Annotated in this window: 15 protein-coding genes and 2 pseudogenes; 7 read left to right on the top strand and 10 right to left on the bottom strand. The window is 60.4% G+C overall.

Features of this window, described 5'->3' with window-relative positions; all coding sequences use genetic code 11:
- Window positions 1–49 precede the first annotated feature (49 nt).
- Window positions 50–1,675 (bottom strand): glycosyltransferase family 39 protein, encoded by a 1,626-nt coding sequence (locus AB7Z56_RS04065; protein WP_063986044.1) that lies wholly within the window; start codon window positions 1,673–1,675, stop codon window positions 50–52.
- Between the two features lie 126 nt (window positions 1,676–1,801).
- Here AB7Z56_RS04065 and lepA point away from each other — a divergent pair, with 126 nt between their 5' ends.
- Window positions 1,802–3,613: a translation elongation factor 4 gene (gene lepA, locus AB7Z56_RS04060; RefSeq protein ID WP_028148267.1), complete on the top strand. Its 1,812-nt coding sequence runs from the start codon at window positions 1,802–1,804 to the stop codon at window positions 3,611–3,613.
- Between the two features lie 951 nt (window positions 3,614–4,564).
- Here lepA and AB7Z56_RS04055 read toward each other — a convergent pair.
- Window positions 4,565–6,146: pseudogene (locus AB7Z56_RS04055) on the bottom strand (winged helix-turn-helix domain-containing protein).
- A 521-nt stretch (window positions 6,147–6,667) separates the two neighbouring features.
- Between AB7Z56_RS04055 and AB7Z56_RS04050 the strand changes: the two are divergent.
- On the top strand, window positions 6,668–7,489 hold the full coding sequence (locus AB7Z56_RS04050; RefSeq protein ID WP_231143814.1) for an ABC transporter substrate-binding protein: 822 nt from the start codon (window positions 6,668–6,670) through the stop codon (window positions 7,487–7,489).
- 182 nt (window positions 7,490–7,671) lie between these two features.
- On the opposite strand, the gene AB7Z56_RS04045 is transcribed toward AB7Z56_RS04050, so the two are convergent.
- From AB7Z56_RS04045 to AB7Z56_RS04035, 3 genes are all read right to left on the bottom strand, one after another.
- The gene (locus tag AB7Z56_RS04045) at window positions 7,672–8,208 is read right to left on the bottom strand and encodes a hypothetical protein (RefSeq protein WP_063980736.1); all 537 of its coding nucleotides are present in this window, start codon (window positions 8,206–8,208) and stop codon (window positions 7,672–7,674) included.
- 484 nt (window positions 8,209–8,692) lie between these two features.
- Window positions 8,693–9,538, bottom strand: coding sequence for a hypothetical protein (locus AB7Z56_RS04040; protein WP_187387910.1), 846 nt, complete (start codon window positions 9,536–9,538; stop codon window positions 8,693–8,695).
- A gap of 290 nt (window positions 9,539–9,828) precedes the next feature.
- Entirely contained in the window at window positions 9,829–10,719 is an 891-nt protein-coding gene (locus AB7Z56_RS04035) for a hypothetical protein (RefSeq protein WP_063980734.1), read from the bottom strand.
- Window positions 10,720–11,081: 362 nt separating this feature from the next.
- Here AB7Z56_RS04035 and AB7Z56_RS04030 point away from each other — a divergent pair, with 362 nt between their 5' ends.
- The gene (locus tag AB7Z56_RS04030) at window positions 11,082–11,618 is read left to right on the top strand and encodes a hypothetical protein (protein ID WP_187387909.1); all 537 of its coding nucleotides are present in this window, start codon (window positions 11,082–11,084) and stop codon (window positions 11,616–11,618) included.
- Window positions 11,619–11,759: 141 nt separating this feature from the next.
- Here AB7Z56_RS04030 and AB7Z56_RS04025 read toward each other — a convergent pair.
- Window positions 11,760–13,311: pseudogene (locus tag AB7Z56_RS04025) on the bottom strand (glycoside hydrolase family 17 protein).
- A 529-nt stretch (window positions 13,312–13,840) separates the two neighbouring features.
- Here AB7Z56_RS04025 and AB7Z56_RS04020 point away from each other — a divergent pair.
- Window positions 13,841–15,214: a (Fe-S)-binding protein gene (locus AB7Z56_RS04020; protein WP_063980731.1), complete on the top strand. Its 1,374-nt coding sequence runs from the start codon at window positions 13,841–13,843 to the stop codon at window positions 15,212–15,214.
- A gap of 188 nt (window positions 15,215–15,402) precedes the next feature.
- Here AB7Z56_RS04020 and AB7Z56_RS04015 read toward each other — a convergent pair whose 3' ends face one another.
- Window positions 15,403–15,819, bottom strand: a complete 417-nt coding sequence (locus AB7Z56_RS04015; RefSeq protein WP_063986042.1) for an SRPBCC family protein — start codon at window positions 15,817–15,819, stop codon at window positions 15,403–15,405.
- Window positions 15,820–16,118: 299 nt separating this feature from the next.
- On the opposite strand from AB7Z56_RS04015, the gene AB7Z56_RS04010 reads away from it, so the two are divergent.
- Together AB7Z56_RS04010 and AB7Z56_RS04005 are read left to right on the top strand one after the other, a co-directional pair.
- A complete protein-coding gene (locus AB7Z56_RS04010; RefSeq protein WP_063980730.1) occupies window positions 16,119–16,328 on the top strand; it encodes a hypothetical protein in 210 nt (69 codons plus the stop codon).
- A 129-nt stretch (window positions 16,329–16,457) separates the two neighbouring features.
- The gene (locus AB7Z56_RS04005) at window positions 16,458–16,703 is read left to right on the top strand and encodes a hypothetical protein (RefSeq protein ID WP_063980729.1); all 246 of its coding nucleotides are present in this window, start codon (window positions 16,458–16,460) and stop codon (window positions 16,701–16,703) included.
- A gap of 59 nt (window positions 16,704–16,762) precedes the next feature.
- Here the strand turns inward: AB7Z56_RS04005 and AB7Z56_RS04000 are convergent, their stop codons facing one another.
- Genes AB7Z56_RS04000 through AB7Z56_RS03990 form a run of 3 tightly spaced genes read right to left on the bottom strand, consistent with a single transcriptional unit; the run spans window position 16,763 to window position 19,742 of the window.
- Complete coding sequence (locus AB7Z56_RS04000) at window positions 16,763–17,779, bottom strand: methyltransferase (RefSeq protein ID WP_063980728.1); 1,017 nt, start codon at window positions 17,777–17,779, stop codon at window positions 16,763–16,765.
- Window positions 17,780–17,803: 24 nt separating this feature from the next.
- The gene (locus AB7Z56_RS03995; protein WP_084794947.1) at window positions 17,804–18,778 is read right to left on the bottom strand and encodes a Bug family tripartite tricarboxylate transporter substrate binding protein; all 975 of its coding nucleotides are present in this window, start codon (window positions 18,776–18,778) and stop codon (window positions 17,804–17,806) included.
- A 46-nt stretch (window positions 18,779–18,824) separates the two neighbouring features.
- Window positions 18,825–19,742: a hypothetical protein gene (locus AB7Z56_RS03990; RefSeq protein ID WP_063980726.1), complete on the bottom strand. Its 918-nt coding sequence runs from the start codon at window positions 19,740–19,742 to the stop codon at window positions 18,825–18,827.
- Between the two features lie 153 nt (window positions 19,743–19,895).
- On the opposite strand from AB7Z56_RS03990, the gene AB7Z56_RS03985 reads away from it, so the two are divergent.
- Window positions 19,896–21,482, top strand: a complete 1,587-nt coding sequence (locus AB7Z56_RS03985) for a winged helix-turn-helix domain-containing tetratricopeptide repeat protein (protein ID WP_063980725.1) — start codon at window positions 19,896–19,898, stop codon at window positions 21,480–21,482.
- Window positions 21,483–21,485 lie beyond the last annotated feature (3 nt).

Genomic DNA, 21,485 nt, shown 5'->3' with positions numbered 1-21,485 from the left:
ATGGCGGACAAGTCGCTTTGCCCACCCTACGGGACCGACAACGCCGCAATCACTTCGCCGGCGGGGCGATGTAGATATTCCAGCTCATCGCCGGGCCGGCCTTGCCGTGGGTGAAGCGGCGCGTCGTCATCACGATGCGCTCGGCGTTCGGCGCGATCTCCGAGACCCATTTCTCGAACGCCGGGAGGCGGCCATCGGTCGGATCGAACACGCCGATGAAACCATACTTCTTGGCATCCTCGCGCGATGTCAGCCCGGAATCCCAGGCTTCGAGCGGCATCAACGCGGCCGGATGGTCGGGGCTGTAGAACACCATCGGCTGGATCGACTCCATGGTGCCGGCAACGACCGCCCAGCGCGAGCCGAAACGCGTGTGCCAGGCCTGCGTCAATTCATGCGCTAGCTCCGAGCGCGCGCCGTAGGTCGCCGTGTTGCCGGCATTAGCGGCCATCTCGCGCGCGGCGATCCAGGGCGAGGCGGCGAGCGTGGCGACGCTGAGCAGGAGCCAGATCACGGCGATGTTGAACAGGGCCGCGCTCTGCACCCGCAGCGCCGGGATCGCGACCAGCGCCAAGGGTACCAGGAAGAACAGCGAGATGCCCCAATCGGTCTTCATGTAGATGCTGAAGGCCAGCGCGCCGAGCGGCGGGCCGACCGCGACGATGATCTGGATGATCCAGACGTTCAACGCCTGCGCAACATTGACGCCGGGATTGGCGCCGCGCCCCCAGGCACGCGTGACGATGCGTAACGGTGCGCGCAACAGCAACGTGAACCAATGCGGCACCAGCGCCATTGCGAGCGCGGCCAGCGCCACCGGCAACGCCAGCAGCGCCAGATTATGCAGGGCGTAGCCCGCCACGAGCTGATGGACCTGGCGGCTGTCATCGAGGCTGTAGGTATCGCCGGCATAGGTCAGCGGCACGAAATGCACGCCGGCAAGCCAGACGATGTGCGGGATCATCGCCACGACCATTGTCGCGATCGCCACCCACGGCGCCGGCGACAGCAGGAATCGCAGCCGGTCGGGATGGATCAGCGCGGCAAGGCCAATGGCGCCGATCATGGTCAGCACCCAGTATTTGGTCATCAGCGCCAGCGCGCCGGCGAGCCCGAACCAGATACCGGACTGCCAGGTCCGCTTCTCGAAGGCGTTGAGATAGGCGAGCACGAGCAGCGGCAGCGTGACGAGTTGGAGCAGGTCGGGGTTGTACTTGAAACCCTTGAAATTGAAGATCGGGTAGAGCGCGACCATCACCACGACCAGGAACGCACGCCGCGCGTCCACGACGCGCAAGCTCAGCAGCCAGCAGATCACCATGCCGACGCCGACGGTCGCCATCGCCAGCGCATAGGTCGCCCAGTCCGCCGCCGGGAACACCTTGAACCAGAGGCCGGCGACCCAGCCCGACAGCGGCGGGTGCTTGCCGTAGCCCCACAGGAACTCCTGGCCCCAGCCATAGGCTTCTGCGACGTCCATGTGAACGTCCTGCGCTGCCTTGAGATTGATCAGGATGAAGGTCCAGATCACGGCATGCAGGATGGCGAGCTGGATCACCAGCCAGAGCCGCGCTTCGGGCCGGATCGCGCAGGCAACCAGCCAGGCCCGGAAGCGGTTAAAGCTCACCCGGGCTTTTACGCGTGTTCGGGCGGAGGGGATCGAGGTCGTGGACATGAGCCTGGACATGGGCCGTTGCGTAGCGCGTTTTGGGCCCTCGTGGAATCAGCTTGGCGTGAAGAAAGGCCCTGAAAATACAGCAATATGGTTGCCGCACGGGGATGTGAGTGGTATCCCGCGCCCATGACGACCGTCCCCATTTCCAACATCCGCAACTTCTCCATCGTCGCCCATATCGACCATGGCAAGTCGACGCTGGCCGACCGCCTGATCCAGATGACCGGCGGCCTCACCGACCGCGAAATGGCGGGCAAGGAGCAGGTGCTCGATTCCATGGACATCGAGCGCGAGCGCGGCATCACCATCAAGGCGCAGACGGTCCGCCTCGCCTACCACGCCAAGGACGGCAAGGACTACATCTTCAACCTGATGGACACGCCCGGCCATGTCGACTTCGCCTACGAAGTCTCGCGGTCGCTGGCGGCCTGCGAGGGTTCCCTGCTGGTGGTCGACGCCAGCCAGGGCGTCGAAGCGCAGACGCTCGCCAACGTCTACCAGGCGCTCGACAACAATCACGAGATCGTCCCGGTCCTGAACAAGGTCGACCTTCCCGCGGCCGAACCCGAGAAGATCAAGCAGCAGATCGAGGACGTCATCGGCATCGATGCCTCCGACGCCGTGATGATCTCGGCCAAGACCGGCCTCGGCGTCCCCGACGTGCTGGAAGCCATCGTCACCCGCCTGCCGCCGCCGAAGGGCGACCGCGAGGCGACCTTGAAGGCGCTCTTGGTCGACAGCTGGTACGACGTCTATCTCGGCGTAGTCGTGCTGATCCGCGTGGTCGACGGCGTCATGAAGAAGAACCAGCGCATCCGCATGATGGGCACAGGCGCGGCGTATGACGTCGAGCGCGTCGGCTTCTTCACCCCGAAGATGGAGCAGGTCGACGAGCTCGGCCCCGGCGAGATCGGCTTCATCACCGCGGCGATCAAGGAAGTCGCCGACACCCGCGTCGGCGACACCATCACCGACGACAGGAAGCCGGTCACCGAAATGCTGCCGGGCTTCAAGCCGGCGATCCCGGTGGTGTTCTGCGGCCTGTTCCCGGCCGACGCCAATGACTTCGAAACGCTGCGCGGGGCGATGGGCAAGTTGCGCCTCAACGACGCGAGCTTCTCCTACGAGATGGAAACCTCGGCTGCGCTGGGCTTCGGCTTCCGCTGCGGCTTCCTCGGGCTATTGCACCTCGAGATCATCCAGGAGCGGCTGTCGCGCGAGTTCGACCTCAACCTGATCGCGACCGCGCCAAGCGTGATCTACAAGATGCACCTGACCGACGGCCAGGAGATCTCGATCCACAATCCCGTCGACATGCCCGACGTGGTCAAGATCGCCGATATCGAGGAGCCCTGGATCGAGGCCACCATCCTCACTCCCGACGAATATCTCGGCAGCGTGTTGAAGCTGTGCCAGGATCGCCGCGGCGCGCAGAAGGAGCTGACCTATGTCGGCTCCCGCGCCATGGTGAAGTACGATCTGCCGCTCAACGAAGTCGTGTTCGACTTCTACGACCGCCTGAAATCGGTCTCGAAAGGCTACGCCTCGTTCGACTATCACCTGACCGACTACAAGGTGGCCGATCTCGTCAAGATGCAGATCCTGGTCAACAACGAGCCGGTCGACGCGCTGTCGATGCTGGTGCATCGCACCCGCGCGGAGGGGCGCGGCCGCGCGATGGTCGAGAAGATGAAGGAGCTGATCCCGCCGCACATGTTCCAGATCCCGATCCAGGCGGCGATCGGCGGCAAGGTGATCGCGCGCGAGACGGTGCGCGCGCTGCGCAAGGACGTCACCGCAAAGTGCTACGGCGGCGACATCACGCGTAAGCGGAAACTTCTGGAGAAGCAGAAGGAAGGCAAGAAGAAGATGCGGCAGTTCGGCAAGGTCGACATCCCGCAGGAAGCCTTCATTGCCGCGCTGAAGGTCGATAGCTGAGGCCAGTGCTCGGGCCACACCGGACCTGACGAGATTGGGGTCCGGCCCGGATATCGGGACCGACAAACAAAATTCGCGAAAACAACCCCATGCACAGTAGCCGGCCCTTGTCGGCATTGGGCTTTTTCGATTTTACGAAATCGATTTGACCCGTCGGGCAAAACAGGGGCATGATGTCATCATGGCAGCGGGTGTGCAGCAGGCGTCCATCAGGACACGCCATCTCGGCCGCCGACCGATTGGCAACCTCTGAATTCGATATCCTGGCGCCACGTCGATGACGGCTTGCGTCGGCTTCTGGCCCATAAACCGACCTGCCAAGCACTGCTCCTCGAAGACCGCTTTTGACCCGTGGCGACATTGGAGCAACTCCGTCCATTGCCCTTCGGGAATAAGGTTGTTATGTTTAATCGACGCCACCACTGCTTGTAGCTCTCTTGAATAGTCGCCCACTTCGAGGTGGAGTTGTGGAGGACATTACTATGAGATTTTCCTCGCTGTTCCTTGTGGGCTTAGCTGTCGCCATTTTGTCGAATGCACCCGCCAACGCCGTGAAGAAAACTACGAGGCCGAACACTCCATCGACAGAGATATTTTACTCGGGTGCGCATGCCAAAGTGCTTGACCCGGATATAAGGGCGTTTGCGCCAGCCAAGGCCAGGACGTACGTGGAATGCAAACAAGGGTTATGGGCGCAAGGTGCAAACCCCAACTATCAATACGCGGTCTGTAGCAGTATGGGGTACAAGAACTGACCAATTCACGCACGCAGCAGAGGCCGCCCTCAGATGGTGGCCTCTCTGTCATATCGGGTCTTATGAGGCCAGCAGGGAACGTCGCCTCCTGGCCCGTGTGAGACATGGCGGTGCAGTCCGACGATTTCCGTTCACAGGGGTAAACCGGAAGAGAGCGGCACGCGGCCATAGTAACGCGATAGACCGATCGCCGGCATCACCCCTCCGGTACTCCGGCGATGTACAATCCCCTAACCAAGCGCCTGGCTCCTGCAACGAAATTCGCGTCGCCGCGCACTGGAACGTTTCTGACGCGACGGATCGTAAATGTTGGATCAAGTGCAAGTCCGGTTTTGGCGGCCACTTGCGCCTCGTCCAGCCTCCCAAGAAGCGCGAGCGCTGCAGCGTACCCGAAATGCAGCAGCGGATAGTTTCGGTTGGCCTCGATTCCTCGGGCACACCAAGCGGCCGCTTCAGCGTCTGCTGCGATCTGGAGCTTGGCAAAGCCCGCCGTATTCATCCATCGGAAGGCGGAGATATCGCGAGGGGAAAGGCGCAGTGCTTCGTTGACGTGGAACTCGGTATCCGCACCGCAACCCATATAAAATTTGGCCTGACCCATCATCTCGTGAGCGTCAGCCAGATTGCGATCCAGGGCCAAGGCTCGCTCGCACTCAGCCACGCCTTGGGCCGTCCGGTTCGTATAGATGAGCACCATTGCCAAGGTGAAATGAGCCCAGGCATGGTCCGGAGCAAGGCGGAGCGCCTTTAGCACCATGGTCTCTGCCGCTGCCAGATGCGGAGGCTCGTTGTCTTTCAAGAACGCCGCGACAAGCACTGTCTCGACCAACGCGCTCCAGCTCATGGCGTCGACATTTTGCGGATCAGTCGCCAGAGCCCGTTCAAAGGAATTGCGAGCTTCTGTCAAATTCTCGAGTGTCACCCCCCTATTGCAAGAATGGCGGCCCTGGAAATAGAGATCCATGGCATCGGGATTCAACGTTCTTGCCGCGCGACGCGCCTCGGCCACGATGAGCTGGTTGTCTAAGGTCCGCGCAATCCTTGCTACGATTTCGTCCTGCATATCGAGCAGATCGGCGAAGGGCTTGTCGAAGCGGTCGGCCCACAAATGATTGCCCGTCGTCGCGTCGATCAATTGAACATTCACCCGGAGACGATTATCGCAACGCTGCACCGAGCCTTCAAGCGCGTAGCGAACATTCAACTCACGACCAATCTGCCTGACATCGACCGATTTGCCTTTGTAGGTGAACGCGGTGTGTTGGCCGATAACAAATGAGCCACTGATGCGTGATAAATCCGTGGTGAGGCTCCCGGTCACACCATCGACAAAGTAGTCCTGCTCGGGGGCGCTGCTGAGATTGACGAAGGGCAACACAACGATGGAAAGGCGAGGTGGTGAAAGCGACCTCTGCGCCGTATCATCGTTCTGCGCCACTTGGCCAAGGGGGACGGTTGTGGGCCTTTGCGCCTCCTGCACCGCGCCAACGAAGCGGAAACCCTTGCGGGGCCATCGTCTTGATCAGGCGCTGTTTCTCGCCCGTGTCGCCAATTGCGCTGCGAGCTGCATTCATGCGCGTCGTGAGCGCGGCATCTGAGACGATGCGACCACTCCAGACCGCACCGAGGAGATCGTCCTTGCTGACAACCCGCTCCCTGTTGCGAATGAGGTAAAGGAGCAAGTCAAACGTTTGCGGCGCAGTAGCAATCAGCTCGGCTCCGCAGCGCAGCTCGCGCTGGTCCGTGTCCAATACATAGTCTTCGAAGAGATAGCGCAACGCCGTCTTCTCCGCCCGATAGACCACATTTCTTCCCAAACGCGCTCATCGCAGAAGGACACCAAGAATAGGCCGGAGACGAGAGAAAAGTAAGCTGTTCGTTCAGGGATGACCGACGGCGGCCGATATGGAGCGGCTAGGCACTTCCGCTCGTGCCCCATCGCTTCCGTTGACGCGGTGCAGCTATGTCGGGTGATGGCGGCAGAGCGGAAGTTTGCCCCTGAGCGCCAAACCGACGCTTTTGACCCAACCCGGACATCGCAGAGCCACCTTTGATTTTCAGTATGGCCTTTTAGACGCTAAGATGCGTTGACCTAGACTCTGGCTAGGGGGCGAACATGAGGCGGCGTGCTTTTCTCTGTGCCGTTTGTGGTGCGGTAGCATCGCCGCAGCTGGCTGCGGCCGCGGGGAGCACCAAGAAGAAACGTCTTGCTATTTTCGTCCCATCAGAGCCGAGCGCGGACTGGCACGATCAGAGCGGGAAAAGATATCCTCGAGCCCTCTTCGCGGAACTGCGACGGTTGGGACAGATCGAGGGACAAAACCTCACAGTCGAAAGTTATGGTCGAGAGCAAAATACGTCCGGCCTCGAAGCCTTGGCGACGGAAATCGTTAGCAGCAACCCGGATGTCATTCTCCTCGGTGGTCCTGGCGCACTCATATTCAAGAAACTGACATCGCGTATTCCAATCGTAACGATAACTGCCGACCCCGTTAGATTGGGGATTGCCGAAAGTCTGGCTCACCCGGGCAGCAATTTCACGGGAGCCAGCATCGATGCCGGTCCATCGATTCATGGAAAACGGATTGCACTGCTGCGCGAAATCTTTCCTTCAATATCAAAACTTGGCTTGCTCGCTCTTCACATCCAATACAGCGGGCTCGTCAAGGGTTCGCCTATCCCCGCAGCGGCCCAGGAGGCTGGCCTACCTATCGCGGTGTCGCTACTGGATGTTGGTGCTCAAGAAAATGACTGGCGGGCAGCGGTAGAGAGCCTTTCCGGCGAAGGCGCAAATGCAGTCATGGTGGTCGACTCCCCTGAAACTTTTCAAAACAGCGCTTTGATCGCCAAGTTGCTGACCGACGCGAGACTTCCGGCGATTTTCGCGTTCACCGAATCCGTCGAAGCCGGGGGCCTAATGGCCTACTCCTTTGATCTAGTCGAATTGTATCAGCGCGCTGCCAACAACATCGACGCAATTCTCCGCGGAGCAAAAGCTGGCGATATTCCATTCTACCAAGTGACCAAATTCGATCTGTCCATCAACTTGAAGACGGCCAGGCAGCTGGGCCTTTCCGTCTCTCCTGCACTCGCGGCCAGTGCCGACAAGGTCATCGAGTGAACAGGTCCGGTTATGGCCCGCGGGTGACATGCCCGCGCAGTCTGACGATTTCCGTTCACAGCGGCAGACCGGAAGGGAGCGGCACGCGGCCATATTGACGCGATTGACCCGAAGGCGACATACAGCAAGCTTCAACTTCGGGACGTCAACCTTATTGGCCAATCGTAGTTCGACCGCGGAGATTACTGAGCCTGCTTCAAGTAGGCTTCAACCTCGCGCAGGTCGTTCTGCGGAGGAAATGACAGGAGAGCCTGAGACGGACTGCACCACGGATAGGGAAGCGAAGATAGCCAGCGCATCACGCCATCGAGTTCGGCGCCAGATAAGACTTTCATGACTTCAATGGTGATCACCAGCCTCACCACTTTTCCGTGCTCATTGAAATGCCAGTCGTAACGTCCACATCCAACTCGCAGCGGTTGCCCGCTGGCCTTGGCGGACATCCCCACCAACCAATGGCACTGAAAGCGCGCTCGGTCCGTTTCGGAAGGCCGGGATAGGCAGAACGTGTAGATGTTCTCGTATTCGACACCAAAACGACGCACCAAGATTTCTTCCACGGCGTTCAAGCCGGAAGCCGTGTTGGGGAATGAAATGGCGTCGGTCTTGACCACCATTTCGAGTGCAATGTCTTCAGAGAACGCCTGCCTCATCAAGAACGGTCGGTTGCCGTCCTTGGCCAAGATGTAGGTTCTTACTGCTTCGGCAGGTGTGGGCATGGTGCCTCAGGCTAGCACACTCAGGCTCCAAACGGGAATGTCCGCTTCTCGCCATCAGCGAAGTGGCGACACCTTTCATTGGGGCCCGCTTGGTGGGGTGGAGCGGACTGACTTTGCTCACTCTGCGTTCTTCGCATTTTGACCCGATTGAGACATCGGTCGCGTTCCAGCGTACCCAATATGAAGGGCTACAACCCGCCTATTCAGGCGCCGACCAAATTCGATTGGTGATCAACTTCAAGACCGCCAAAAAAAGCGCTCGACCTCGACGTGTCGTTGCATCTCCAGCGGCCCACCGACGAGGTGATCAAACTAAATGTGAGATGCTGTTTGCCGCCGGTTCCAGCCAGCCGATGATCTCTTTGTTGAAGTGGTGAATTGCGAGTGCGAGGTACGTGTCGGTGGACTTAACGCCGCCGAAGCAGATGACTCCGCAATCGTTGAAGCGGTGGGGATTGGTGCAGTCATCCGCCCAGGGAACTGGCTACGCGCCAGTTGTCACGATGCAGTTGATCACAGACGGGTAATCACTTTGCTCCTGTAAGCGAATAAATTCTTTGATTGCGCGATAACACGTCGGCATCGACGCACTTCCACCCATGCTTTGGTTCGCCCAACGATCCAACATGACATGCGTCTTGACAATTTCTGCGTTCGCCGCGCGCAGTATGCCGACGGAAGGCGAAGCCGTTTCAAACAGATACTTGTGGAAGCTGATCACGAAAGTATCGCTTCTCGGTAATCCGTTGCCATACGGAAGAAGGTCCACATCCCGCACAGTCTTTATATTTTTATAGAGCCACTGCGAATCGATCAACGCTTTCCCAATCCCTCTTCCCTCAACGCCAAGCGGAGCAACCCACTCGGGGCCCGGGGCTATGGTGGACCAAAAGATCACGCGATCATCACGGCGGTTCTCCATCGCCTTGAGCATGCAGAGGAACCGTTCCTTTTGTGGATCGTTCGAATGCTCCACCTCGTACTGGAGCTTCTTGAGTTTGTCGGGCCAGGGTATGGGTGCAGGTGGGGGCGGAGGCGGCATAGCGGGAAGATAGATTTTGCGCAGCTTCGGGTCAGCCCCGATAAACGCGTAATTGCGCCCCCCGTCACGGCTGTGGCGGCAACCCACGAGCTCTCGCAAATACCAATTCACCTCCTCAGGAACGTGCGTTTGGAAATTGAACTCGATTAACGCCCACGCATCTATGTGCTCGCGCGCCGCAATTTTCCACCAGTCGTCCGTATCCAAGACCGGATATTCGCGCCCGCCTTTGGGCGGCCACAAGCCGCGTTTCTGCACTGGATTAAGAGGAACTTTGATATTGACCATTCAACGCCTCCCGCACAGTCCGAACCGTAGCGCGATACGCACCGGCCACGGTGGCGAAAGAAATGAAGTTTCGCCGGAAACATCGGAATGGCAACACGTCGGCGACGCGCCCGATATGAACTATCTCACATTTGTTCTGGCGCCAGCCGCTCGCGGACAATGTCGCCCCTTGGCCCATCGCGCCACTTTCCGCGCGGCGAGAGAACTTCCGAAGCTGGTGCCAGACCGGAAGTCGTCGGCTAAAGGTCCAGGCTGGTGCTTCTGACCCAAAGCGGAAAATCAATGCGCTATCACCTTACCTCGTCAGCGCGGGGCGGGAACAATACGGGACTTTTCTCTGGCATGTCTCCTCTTCGATTTGTGGCGCAATCGAACAGCCACCGCGGTGGCAAATCCGTGAGTAGCGCCACCAAGTGACATGCAGCCTGTTCCTTTGAGACGCCCGGCGGGTAGTAGATTGAGGAGTCGCGATCGATTCCGGCATAGAACTGAGCCCGTTTGGCGATGATTTCGCGCGTCTTCTCGTCCGCGAGCTTGAAGCACAAATCTATCAGCCCCCCGTCCGCCGTGCCTCGCGACAAATCGGTTGAGAACGCCTTTTGAACGGCCTCGATGGCCAAGGATCTCTTTTCCTCATCGACCTCTTTCTTCTTACGCTTGATCCACGTCCTCGCCCACCAGGTCGCAATGACTGCGAGCCCAAAAGCAGCCAGCGTAGCCAATACCGAGGCCTCCGGAGCCAGCCAAGCCGACAACGACGCCAAGACCAGGAAAAGCCAAACAGCGATGGACGCAAGGTAAATCGTGCCGATACCTACTCGGTGGTCGACTTTCCATGGGATGCCGAAAAGACGAAACTTGAGCGACGCGCGCGGGCGGTTGGCAAATGCTCCATCCGCGAGACCAAGGCTTCGTTCAATGTATGCGGCACGTCTCACGAGTTCATCATACAGCTCGTCATTTCTCGTATTGTAGGTCACGAGCCCGATCGTTGCGATCAGGCCAAACAACGAGAACACAAAGCTCCGGCCATCAATGTGGTCGACTTTGAGCGCAATGGCTACGGCGGTCGCGATCGGCAGTAGACCCAGCAACTTGAACCGGATGTCGGTCAGCGTCCGAAAGTTGCTGCAGACCTCGCCGTATTCCGTGGAAAGTGCGTTTCGACGATTTTCGTCCATGGCCTACTCCGCGAAACGTCCAGTTCTTGTCGAACCGAAGTTAGTTGGCGCGCACAGTGCAGTTTAGCACGCGCACGGGTCTCCCAATGTGGGCTAGTTCACGCTTGCGCTCCGGCATACTGAAGTCAGTCCGCCCCCCAACGACGTTGGTGAAGTTGGGTTTTCGTCTCTGATCAATGTCTGCTGCTGGCCCATCAGCGAAGTGGCGACACCTTTCATTGAGGTCCGCTTGGCGGAGTAGAGCGGGCTGACTTTGCTCACTCTGAGTTCTTCGCATTTTGACCCAAAGCAGACCTAATCTGTTCAACTTCTCAAAACTGGATTATAGTGCCACTACAACCATTCGGTGCGCAGTGCTGTAGATGAAATCGGTCAAGCGAAGCCTAGCTCTTGTCGCTGCGATGATGAGCGCAATCATTGTCGGTCCGCCGCGTTCCTCGGCGATGGAGAACAAGACGCCCATTGCGTATTTTTCAGAAGGCGCGCCAGACAATCTCGTAGAGGCACTGAACAATTTGTCTCCCGACGCTAGGGATGTCGTCGTTGCGAGAGTTCGCTTGCAGCAACCCGTAATATGGATGGGTGGCCGTCACTGCGAGCTTTGTACCAACGATGTATGGTTCGCCCGTCTGAGAATCACGGAGACTCTCAAAGGCAAAGCTGAAGTCGGCCAAGTGCTCGATGTTTTCCTAGGCCAGCGTAGCGAACACCGAAGGTACATCGCCATTCCCCGCACACCGGATCAACGGGGCCGAGAGTACACGGTGGCGATCTATTCTATGGGAGATGGCATTCAGCGGCTCGCTTCATTTCCAATAAGTAAACCTCAATACGACAGATTATCCTCTGATTGGCTTGCATATGAAGGCGAGCGATCGAGGGCAGGATTTCGGGATTAGGTCGTGGGTCCGCTTCTGGCCCGTGTGAGACGTGCCGGTGCAGTCTGACGATTTCCGTTCACAGAGGTAGACCGGAAGAGATCGGCACGCGGCCATAGTGACGCGATTGACCCACAACGGAAGTCGGCTGGCCAGGTTTACTCAAGCGCGCGCCCGCCACAGCGTAACCGCAAGCAGCATATAGGCAGCACAAGTCCATAGCGACTGCCAATTGTCCGGTCCTTCGCTAAGCGCCGCATAGATGGCTGCCACCAGGAATACGACGGCAAACATCGCTTCCGCGGATTCCCTTCTTCGGGCGATTGAGCTGCGTCATCGCCGCGAAAGGGACCGCCGCCATAGTGAGGGCCGCAAAGGGAAAATCCTTTTCGCGCGGGTCAAACACCAGGCCCAGCGCCGTCTCAGTGCCGATCACGATGGTTACGATCAAGATCAATCCGTGCATGATCGCCAGTCCCGATGGGGTCCGGTAGTGCGCCGGACCCAGCAATTCCAAAAATGTGGGCGGTGCGCGCCCGGACATCAGGGCGTTGGCGCCGAACAGCGGCGAGGCAGTTGCCGCCACCAGAAGTGCGCCCCACAGATGCCAGCTGCCCGCGCCGTAGCTTTCATAGAACATCTTTTGAGCGGCCACCCCAAACAAGACTCCGGCGGTGGTTGCCGATATTCCGACCGCAAACCATGAGATGAGCCGGGGCTGCGAGGGCTTCTGGCGCAAGGTCAGCCATGCAGCGCCGAACACCAGGATCGCCAGCGCCATTCCGCTGCTCATTTGCAGTTTCCAGAGCGGATAATTGCTGACGGGGATGCCGGGCGGATATTTCAGCGTGCGCTGCGTGGAATCGAATAAGCCCCACGATCCGCCGACGGTGCCCTCGAACTCATGCTTCCACAATTCATCATACGCCTCGAACAGGTTGACGCGGAAATTCTCGCGCCGGGCAAGATCGAGGACCTCCGAGATCACCCGCGCCTGATTGGTGCGCGATGGTAGCGCCGACTCGCGCATCCGCCCTTCGCTCGGCCAACCTGTTTCTCCAATCAGGATTTCCTTACCCGGAAACGCCGACGCCACCTGCTTTCGGACGGCGTCGACGTGAGCAGCGGCAGATTTCGCCGCGACCGGGACATTTTCCCAATATGGCAGGATATGAAGGGTGACGAAATCGACGGCGTCACCGAGTTCCCGATAGCGCAGCCAGTACTCCCAGACGTCGGAATAGGTGACGGGGACCGGCACCTGTGCCTTGACCGAGCGGATCAAGGCAGCAAGATCGGAAGGTGTCATCTTCCGATGCAACAGAACCTCATTGCCGACCACGAGTGCGGTGATGGTTTCCGGATATTGCCGGGCGAGGCGTATGCCCGTGGATATCTGCGTCGCGCTCTTCCGTCGGTCCCTATCGAGCCAAATTCCCTGAATGACTTTCAGCCCCACCTTGGACGCAAGTTCGGGGATCTGATCGAGACCAAGATCAGTCGCATAGGTACGAATACAGTCGGTTATTTTGGCAAGCTGGGCGAGATCTTCCGCGATCTGGTCCCGCGGCACTGGTGTCGGCGACTCCGACGTTTGGTTGTTGCGGAAGGGCGCGTAGGATATGCATTGCAGCTTGGCATTCGGATCGATCGGCGCGCGCGCCAAGTTGATCGGTATGGCCAGCCACCACCACACCGCGGCGATCGCACCCAGGGATATGATGAGAAGCGCCAGAGGCGTGCGGGGCGAAATAGTTGACCCTCCAACGTAGAGATCGTCGGTCAACCGGCATGTTGTCGTGACCCGACAACAACGGAGATCATCGTCCGCCGGTCCCTACTTGACCTGTGAAAGCTGGTGCCGGATCGTCCGTGCCGCAAGAGGCGAGTCAACATCCAACAAAGGCCTTAAGGGCTACCGCAGGGCGGGTAGAAATAATCCTCCCCATCTCCCGAGATGGCCTTCGGGGACCGGAGCAGAGCGGCCTTGCTCTGACGGTCGCCGTGCCGGCTAACGAACGTCGCCTGTTGACCCGAATGCGAAGTCCAGATCGGTCACGGGTGGTCCGGTAGTAAGAGCACGCCGGCAGCGGGCTCACCCAGCGCGCAGCAGACGCGATTGACCCGAAGGCGACAAATCCCCATTGCGGCCTGCTCGTGTACAGCTCGCCAATTGTGAGTTAGGTTCCGGCGCTGTCGTATGCCGCACGTAGCCGATCCTCCAGCAGGCCTGGGAGTTGGTCATGCAGCCGATGAACGAGGTCCCCTTCGAGACGTCCCTGGCTGAATATGCCGAAGACATGCTCGACGCCTGTACGCGATGTGGGAAATGCGTCGAGGCCTGTCCGAGTGTCGAGCCGGCCGGCATCTCGCGGACGACAAAGTCCGAAGACATCATCGGCGGCATTCTCGAGCTGGTGCGTACCGGCAACGGCCCGGAAGCGTCGCGCAAATGGGCGCTGTCCTGCATGCGAAGCGGGGCATGCATCAAGGCGTGCAGCTATGGCGTCAATCCGCGTTTCCTGCTGAGCATGGCGCGGCTTGGCATCGCGAAGTCGGACAATGAGCTTGCGGAACGGCGCCGGCGGGGTGTCGAGAGGTACCGCGACGGCAGTCGTGGCGTGAACGTGCTTTCGCGCCTGCAACTCGATGCGGACGTGCTCGAACGACTGGGTCAGAGATCGGCGTCGGTCGCCACGCCCGTTGAAACGCCGGATTTCGTGTTTTACACTGGCTGCAATGTGCTCAAGACGCCGCACATCGCCTTGCTTGCCCTCGATATCATGGACGCGCTCGGCGTCAGTTACCAGGTGATGGGCGGACCGAGCCATTGTTGCGGCATTCTCCAGCTCAAGTCTGGCGACGCAGAGATGGCCGGTCGTATGGGATCGAGTACGATGGAAAAGCTGTCGCACTCGAACTCGGGGCAGGTGATCTCCTGGTGCCCGTCGTGCTACGTCCAGTACACGGAGACCATCCTGCCAACGGTGGAGCGACAACACGGGTCCCGCCCGTTCGAGATGAACCCGTTCATGCGCTTTCTCGGCGACCGGCTGGCGCAGCTAAAGCCGCACCTTCAACGCAGGGTCGAAATGCGGGTCGCGCTGCACAGGCATCCCGGCGTGGCCGGCGTCGTGGAATCCGCCGCTGAAATCTTGACGGCGGTACCCGGTATCGAACTCGTCGATCTGAACCAGCCGGCGGTGGGTTTGCAGAGCGTGGATGTCGGCGCGCTTCCAAAGTACAAGCGCGAATTGCAACTCATGGAGCTTGAGGCGGCGCGCGATGCAGGTGTCGATGCACTGGTCGCGGTCTATCATTCCGATCATCGCGAACTGTGCGCGCACGAGCGCGACTGGCCATTTCGTATCATGAATATCCTTGAAGTGGTCGGCGAAAGCATGGGCCTGCATCGGCACGATCGCTACAAGGAGCTCAAGATCATGCAGGACGCCGACCAGATCGTCGCCGACTGTAGCGACCTGATCGCCAAGCACTCGCTTGATCCCGGCAATGCGCGTGACGTGGTGGTGAAGGTGTTGCTTGGCGACCAGCCGCTTCCCCTGAGGCGTGGCGCGCCCCCGGAGACGCGCGCGGGGGGCGTGGAGCCGTCGTAGCAGCTTGACGTCACCTGTTGGCCCACCGCGCCGGTGAGCCCGGCGCAAACCGGAGGTCGCCGGCTGAGGGGGCAACCGACGCGACTGCCCCCGAAGCCGGCTATTCCTCGACTGATCAATTTCCGTCAGGTACTCTGCGCGGAAAGCCGACGGCGCCCGTCAGGGACATCTCCTGCCCCCGCACGGCTTCACGACTTCTTCTGCTTCGCTTGCACGTGTCGCGCGAAGTTGTCGAGGATCGCCTGCCAGCCGCCCTGCTGCTGCTCAACCGAGTGTGTCGGCTCGCTATCGAAGACAACGCGGACGACGACGCCCTTCGCCCCGGGCACGAACTCGACTTCGGCCTTGCGATCGCCGAATGAATATTCGATCAGCTTGTGTTCGACGATCGTCGTGTAAGTCCCGGCGAAGTCAAAGCCCATGCTGCCGTCCTTGGCTTCCATGCGCGACGAGAAGACCCCGCCTTCCCGCAGGTCGACCGTAGCCTTGGTCGTATGCCAGTCGTCGGACGCGGCGTTCCACGCCATGATGTCAGCAGGTGTCGTATAGGCACGCCAGACCTGATCGATGGGGGCTGCTACGGTGGTTTCTACGGTGATCCTCATGAACATAAGCTCCTGGTTCGATTTTCTAGGTGACGGCATCACTGACGTGTGCGGAGTCCATCCAAGGACGATCGAGACTGGTCCATGCCGACAGGGTCGAGCCGTCAAAGCGTTGAAAACACAAAAAAGTCAAAACATCTGTTGGCCACCCACCAGCGGCCGCGAACAAATTGGGGATGAGGGTCACATTTGTTCGATGCGGCTCGTGGCCATTGAACCCGACCCGGGCTCGACGACACTATCTCCCTGCGTCCTAAACGGCCCCGCCCATCTGTGGGCGATACGGGGGAGTGTCTGTCATGCGAAAGCGAAACTGGCGATTGATTGCCGTTGGCTCGGTCCTGCTGGTGCTCGCCGTCCTGTTCTTCCTCTCGATGCGGGACATGACGCCGTGGTCCAATGATCCTGCCGCCCTGATGCGCACGGTCGGAGAGGTCTCGGGTGCTGTCCGCGGCATCAGCCTCGTCATGATCGTCTTCGGTCTGATCGGCAGGAAAGCGCCGGCCTGACAAACGTCGTTCCGGAAGGCCGGACCACGGCGGTATCACGCCTCCGCGATGACAGGGAATAGCGGGTCTTCGATGCAAATCTGAATGTCTGAACCGCACATGCAGGGCGGGATGCATTTGGAGACACCTATGATCACCTCAAAGATGCTGATTGTGGTCACGATCGTATCGACGATGGGCACAGCTTCGGCGCAACCTTTCCACCCGTCGCTGCCCGGAAAGGAAACGACCACCAGGCCGTGGACGGCCCCGGTCGGTCACCGCCAGCCCCACGCCTCCGACGTGCCCTCGGCAAGTTCGGGATCGCTGGATTTCCTCGACCAAGAGGATGCCAACGTCGATCGCAAGATCTCCGGCGTCTGCCGGGGCTGCTGATCGATCCTGCGCCAAGGCCTGATGGGATGAGACTCGACTGGCGTCCCAACGGACGGCAGTCAGTGCCCGACCTTTCGGAATTGGACCAGGCTGAACGAGCCGACACCGCTGGTGCCGACGAAGGCGAAGCCGGCGAGGACGCCAAGCCTGCGGTACTCGGCTTCCGTCCGCTCGCGGCCACCAGGTCCCCGCAGCATATTGAGGTCGCTCATGGCACAGGAGCGGTCCTGGGTCTCAGTCGTCGCAGGCTCCGGCATGATCCGTTCGATCACGATCAACGTTCCGCTGGCCGGCAGCGCGTCCCGGCAGTTGCGCAGAATGACCTCGCAACGATCGTCTCTCCAATTGTGCAGGATGCTCTTCATCAGGATCGTGTCGGCGCCGCCCAGGACCTTCTCGAAGAAACTGCCGGCGACGAACCGGCAGCGATTGGCGATGCCAAGCCGGGCAAAATGCGCCCGCGCTCCCGCCTCGCAGCGCGCGAGATCGAAGGCGATGCCCTCAAGATGCGGGTTGCGCTGGAGCACGCCGCCGATCAATTCGCCGGTGCCGCCACCGAGGTCCATGACAACGCGCGCGGTCGCGAAGTCGTGGGCCGCAACGATCCTTGGAACGATGCTCCGCGTCAGGCTGACCATCGCGGCGTTGAAGCGGCGGGTGAATTCCGGCGCATTGCTCGTCGCGGCATAGCGATCGTCGCCATCGCCGCGCAGCTCGCCCGCGCTCTTGCCCGAGCGAACCGATTCGACCAGTCCGAGCCAGGATTGCGCGAGCATCTCGCCCTCGAAGAGAACCCAGTCCTTGAAGGAGGGGTCGGCGGTCTCGTCGAGCTGCCGGCCGAGCTCGGTCATGGCAAACCGGTCGCGGTCGGCCTGCCTGCACAGGCCAAGTGTCGTCAGGCCAACGAGCAATCGGCGCAGCGCACTTTCATCGGCGGACACCAGCCGGGCGAGCTCGGTCACCGATTTCGCCTCATCGCCGATGGCCTCGGCGAGATTGAGCTTCGCCGCCGCATAGATCACCGCGGTGATGCGATGCGACTGCACGAGATCATGCACGGATGCCGGCCCGCTCATGTGTTGCCTCCTGTCAATGCCGCTTCAATCGGTCGGGACGAACCCCGTTGCCTGAACGATCGCCTTCCACCGGTCGGATTCGGATGCGATCAGCCGGGCGAAGTCTTCCATGGCGATCGCGTCGGGCTCGACGGCCAGCTTTGCCATGCCGGCCTTGACCTCGTCGGTGCGCAAGGCCGCCTGGATCGCGGTGTTGAGCTTATCGACGATCGGCGCCGGCGTCTTGGCCGGAACGAAGAACGCAAACCATGTGAGGTCCTCGAGCGACGGATATCCGGCCTCCCGCATCGTCGGTACCGCCGGAACAAACAGGCTGCGGCGCGGTCCGGTGGTCGCCAGCGCGCGAAGATCTCCGGACTGGACGAGTCCGAGCGAGCTGCCGATCGGCATGACGGTCGCGGCAATCACGCCCTTGACCAGATCCTGAATCGCACCGCCGCCCTGATAGGGCACGTGAAGAAAATCGAAGCCGGCGCTGCGGCCCAGCATCGCACCGAGAAAATGCAGCGAGGTTCCGGCGCCCGGCGAACCAAAGGTGGCGTGCTTCGGATTGGCGCGGCACCAGGCCACGAAGTCCGCCAGCGTCTTGACGTCGGCCGGCACGCTGGGACCGACCGTCAGCAATGTCGGGGTCGAGGCGACGGTCGACACAGGCGTGAAATCCCGCGGATGGTATCTCAGTGTCTTGTAGACGTGCGGAAAGAACATCATGAAGCCGAGCGGCGCGAACAGCATGACCGATCCGTCGGCGTCGGCGCTCTTCACCGCCTCCACCGCGATGCGACCGGCCGCGCCCGGACGGGTCTCGACCACAATGGTTTCCGCATAGCCGCTCATCTGGCCCGCCACGAGCCGCGCCAACCCATCCTGCAGCCCCGGCGTGAAGCCCGTCAGGATATGCGCGGTTCTCGCGATCGGCTGTGCAAGAGCCCGCGGTGAAATATGCGTAGCGGCGAACGCCGCAGCGGCCGCCGACAACACATCACGACGCGTGATCATCACCCGTTTCCCTGATCGAGCCCAGACCAAATGAGATCGCAGCATGCTACCTGGCCATCGCTGCGGTCTCTGGAGCCATGGATGAGCCGGGTCGCACGAACACAAAACGGGATATCGCAGATATCTGCGCGTCCTCACGGCCATCCTGGCCGATCAGGATGAGGCCTGCTCCGCCATTCGCCACCGTCAGGACGACCGCTTCGCCCGCCCACGTTCCGATAGGCTCCATCCCGATGGTGAGAAACTCACCGATCGGCTGGTCCAAATACTGAAGTCTCAGCTGCGGCGCGATTTCGGCGGGCGCCAGAGCAAGACCGAGCTGTTGTGCACGCGCATAGATTTCCCGCAGCGAAGCCTCGCCTTGAAAGCCGAGCTCCGCAACCGACACGGCAACAAGCTCAACCTCCGCCTTCTTGCGACTTAGGGTAAAGGCCGGTCGAGCGAGTATCTCATCAGCCGCGTTTCCGACGCCGCAGCCCATTGCGCTCATCGCGCTGCGAAGAGCGAACGTATCCGTGAATGTTCCTATCCGGATCGTCTTCCACGCCAGGACATCTGCAGCCGAGCTGACCGGAATCTCCGATCTGGGAGCCGGCGGGTCGACCTTGACCGCCAGCTGCCTCCGCAAACCATCCTGCGCAGTGCATTGAGCCTCGGCGCGATCTACGGAAATCAAGCTGAACAGGTTGACGACCAACAGGATCGCAAGCGCACTGCCAATGCGCCAGGGTGCCGGACGATCGGGCCTTGCGCGGCCTTGCTGCAAGGCAATGTAGTCCATATCGGCGCGCGTCGCGCCGATATCCATCAACTCCCGATCGCTGAGGGCACAGAGAGCGGTTTGTACCTTCAGCCGTCTTCGGCGCTTCTGCCATGCGCTCCAGACCCGCAGGAAAAGGCTGGTCACTTGCTGCACGGGTGTGGCAGTCCGTCGCACCTGTGCAACGCCGTTGATGGTACTCATCCGCGATATCCCTTGGCGATACCTTTACCGAGGGCAGGATGTCAGGACTTCGCCGGGCACGCTTGACGTGCAGCTTACATTTTCCTGACCGGCGCCTTACTTTACGCCCCAGCAGGTGCAGAGGCGGCTTCATCCAACGACGGGAGTGGCAACTTGCGCTATCTCTTCGATGAATACGTGCTCGACACGGATCGGCGCGAGCTGCATCGCGGGGCCGATGCTGTTTCCGTTGCGCCACAGGTCTTCGACATTCTCGACTACTTGATCGGCAACAGGGAGCGTGTCGTCAGCAAAGACGACCTCATGAACGCGATCTGGAAGGGGCGCATCGTATCGGAGGCCGCGCTTGCGACCCGCATCAATGGCGTCCGCACGGCAGTCGGCGATTGCGGGGAAGCGCAGCGCCTGATCAAGACGATCCCGCGCAAGGGCTTCCGTTTCGTCGGAGCCGTTCGGGAAGTACGGGAGCCGGATCCTTCAACCGTCCCTCACCGGTCAGAAGCGAGAACAGCGGCCCTCCCGCTACCGGATAAGCCCTCGATTGCCGTACTCCCTTTCGTCAGCCTCAGCTCCGATCCCGAACAGGAGTATTTCGCAGATGGCATCGTGGAGGAAATCACGATGGCTCTGGCTCATTTTCGCTGGCTGTTCGTGATCGCACGCAATTCGAGCTTTGCGTATAAGGGCCGGGTCGTTGATGTAAAGCAGGTCGGCCGCGAGCTTGGTGTCCGCTATGTACTCGAAGGCAGCGTGCGCAAAGCCGGAAATCGCATTCGAATCGCGGGGCAGCTGATCGATGCCGAAACTGGAACGCATCTCTGGGCAGACCGCTTTGAGGGCCCGATCGAGGACATGTTCGATCTGCAGGACAATCTGACGTCCAGTGTCATAGGCGCAATCGCCCCGAGGCTGCAGCGTGAGGAAATCAAGCGGGCAAGGCGGAAGCCGCCCGAAAATCTGGATGCGTATGATCATTATCTGCGCGGGCTGGCGAAATCCCGTTGGTCCAACAACGCAAACACCGAGGCGCTGCAGCTCTTTTGCAAGGCGACCGAACTCGACCCTCGACTGGCTTGTGGCTATGCGATGGCCGCCTGGTGCTATACCCGGCGCAAGGCGAACGGCTGGATCAGCGATCCCGCGAAGGAAATTGCGGAAGCCACCCGGCTGGCCCGGAAGGCGGTAGAACTGGGGGCAAATGATCCGGTTGCACTGTCCGTGGGTGGATATGCACTCGCCTTCATAGCCCATGAGTTCGACGACGCGGCTGCTTTCGTGGATCGAGCTTTGGCTGACAACCCTAACTTCGCGCAAGCCTGGGCCACCAGTGCCTGGCTGAGAGTTTGGAGGGGAGAGCCGGATCTCGCCCTCGAGCACGCCGCACATGCCGTGAGACTTAGCCCGCTCGATCCGCCCATGTACTACGACGCGCAGGGAGCCATGGCGTATGCGCATTTTCTGGCGGGCCGCTATGACGCGGCGGTATCATGCGCCGAGACCGCATTGCGTGGTCAGACGAGTTTCCTGCTCGTGACCTGCATTGCCGCAGCCAGCAACGCATTCGCTGGGCGGCGTGAACGAGCGCAACGATCCCTCCTGCAAGCCCTTGAATGCAATCCAGATCTTCGTGCCAATCTCGAGAATCTGGCACCGTTTCGCCGGGCAGATGACTTCGCGATCTTCGAGAAGGGTCTCTGCGAAGCGGGCCTTCCGGAAAAGCACGACCTTGGCACCCCCTGACGG

Source organism: Bradyrhizobium sp. 482_C4_N1_8 (assembly GCF_052075965.1).
GTDB classification, from domain to species: domain Bacteria; phylum Pseudomonadota; class Alphaproteobacteria; order Rhizobiales; family Xanthobacteraceae; genus Bradyrhizobium; species Bradyrhizobium barranii.
This window is presented reverse-complemented; position numbering and strand designations above follow the sequence as displayed.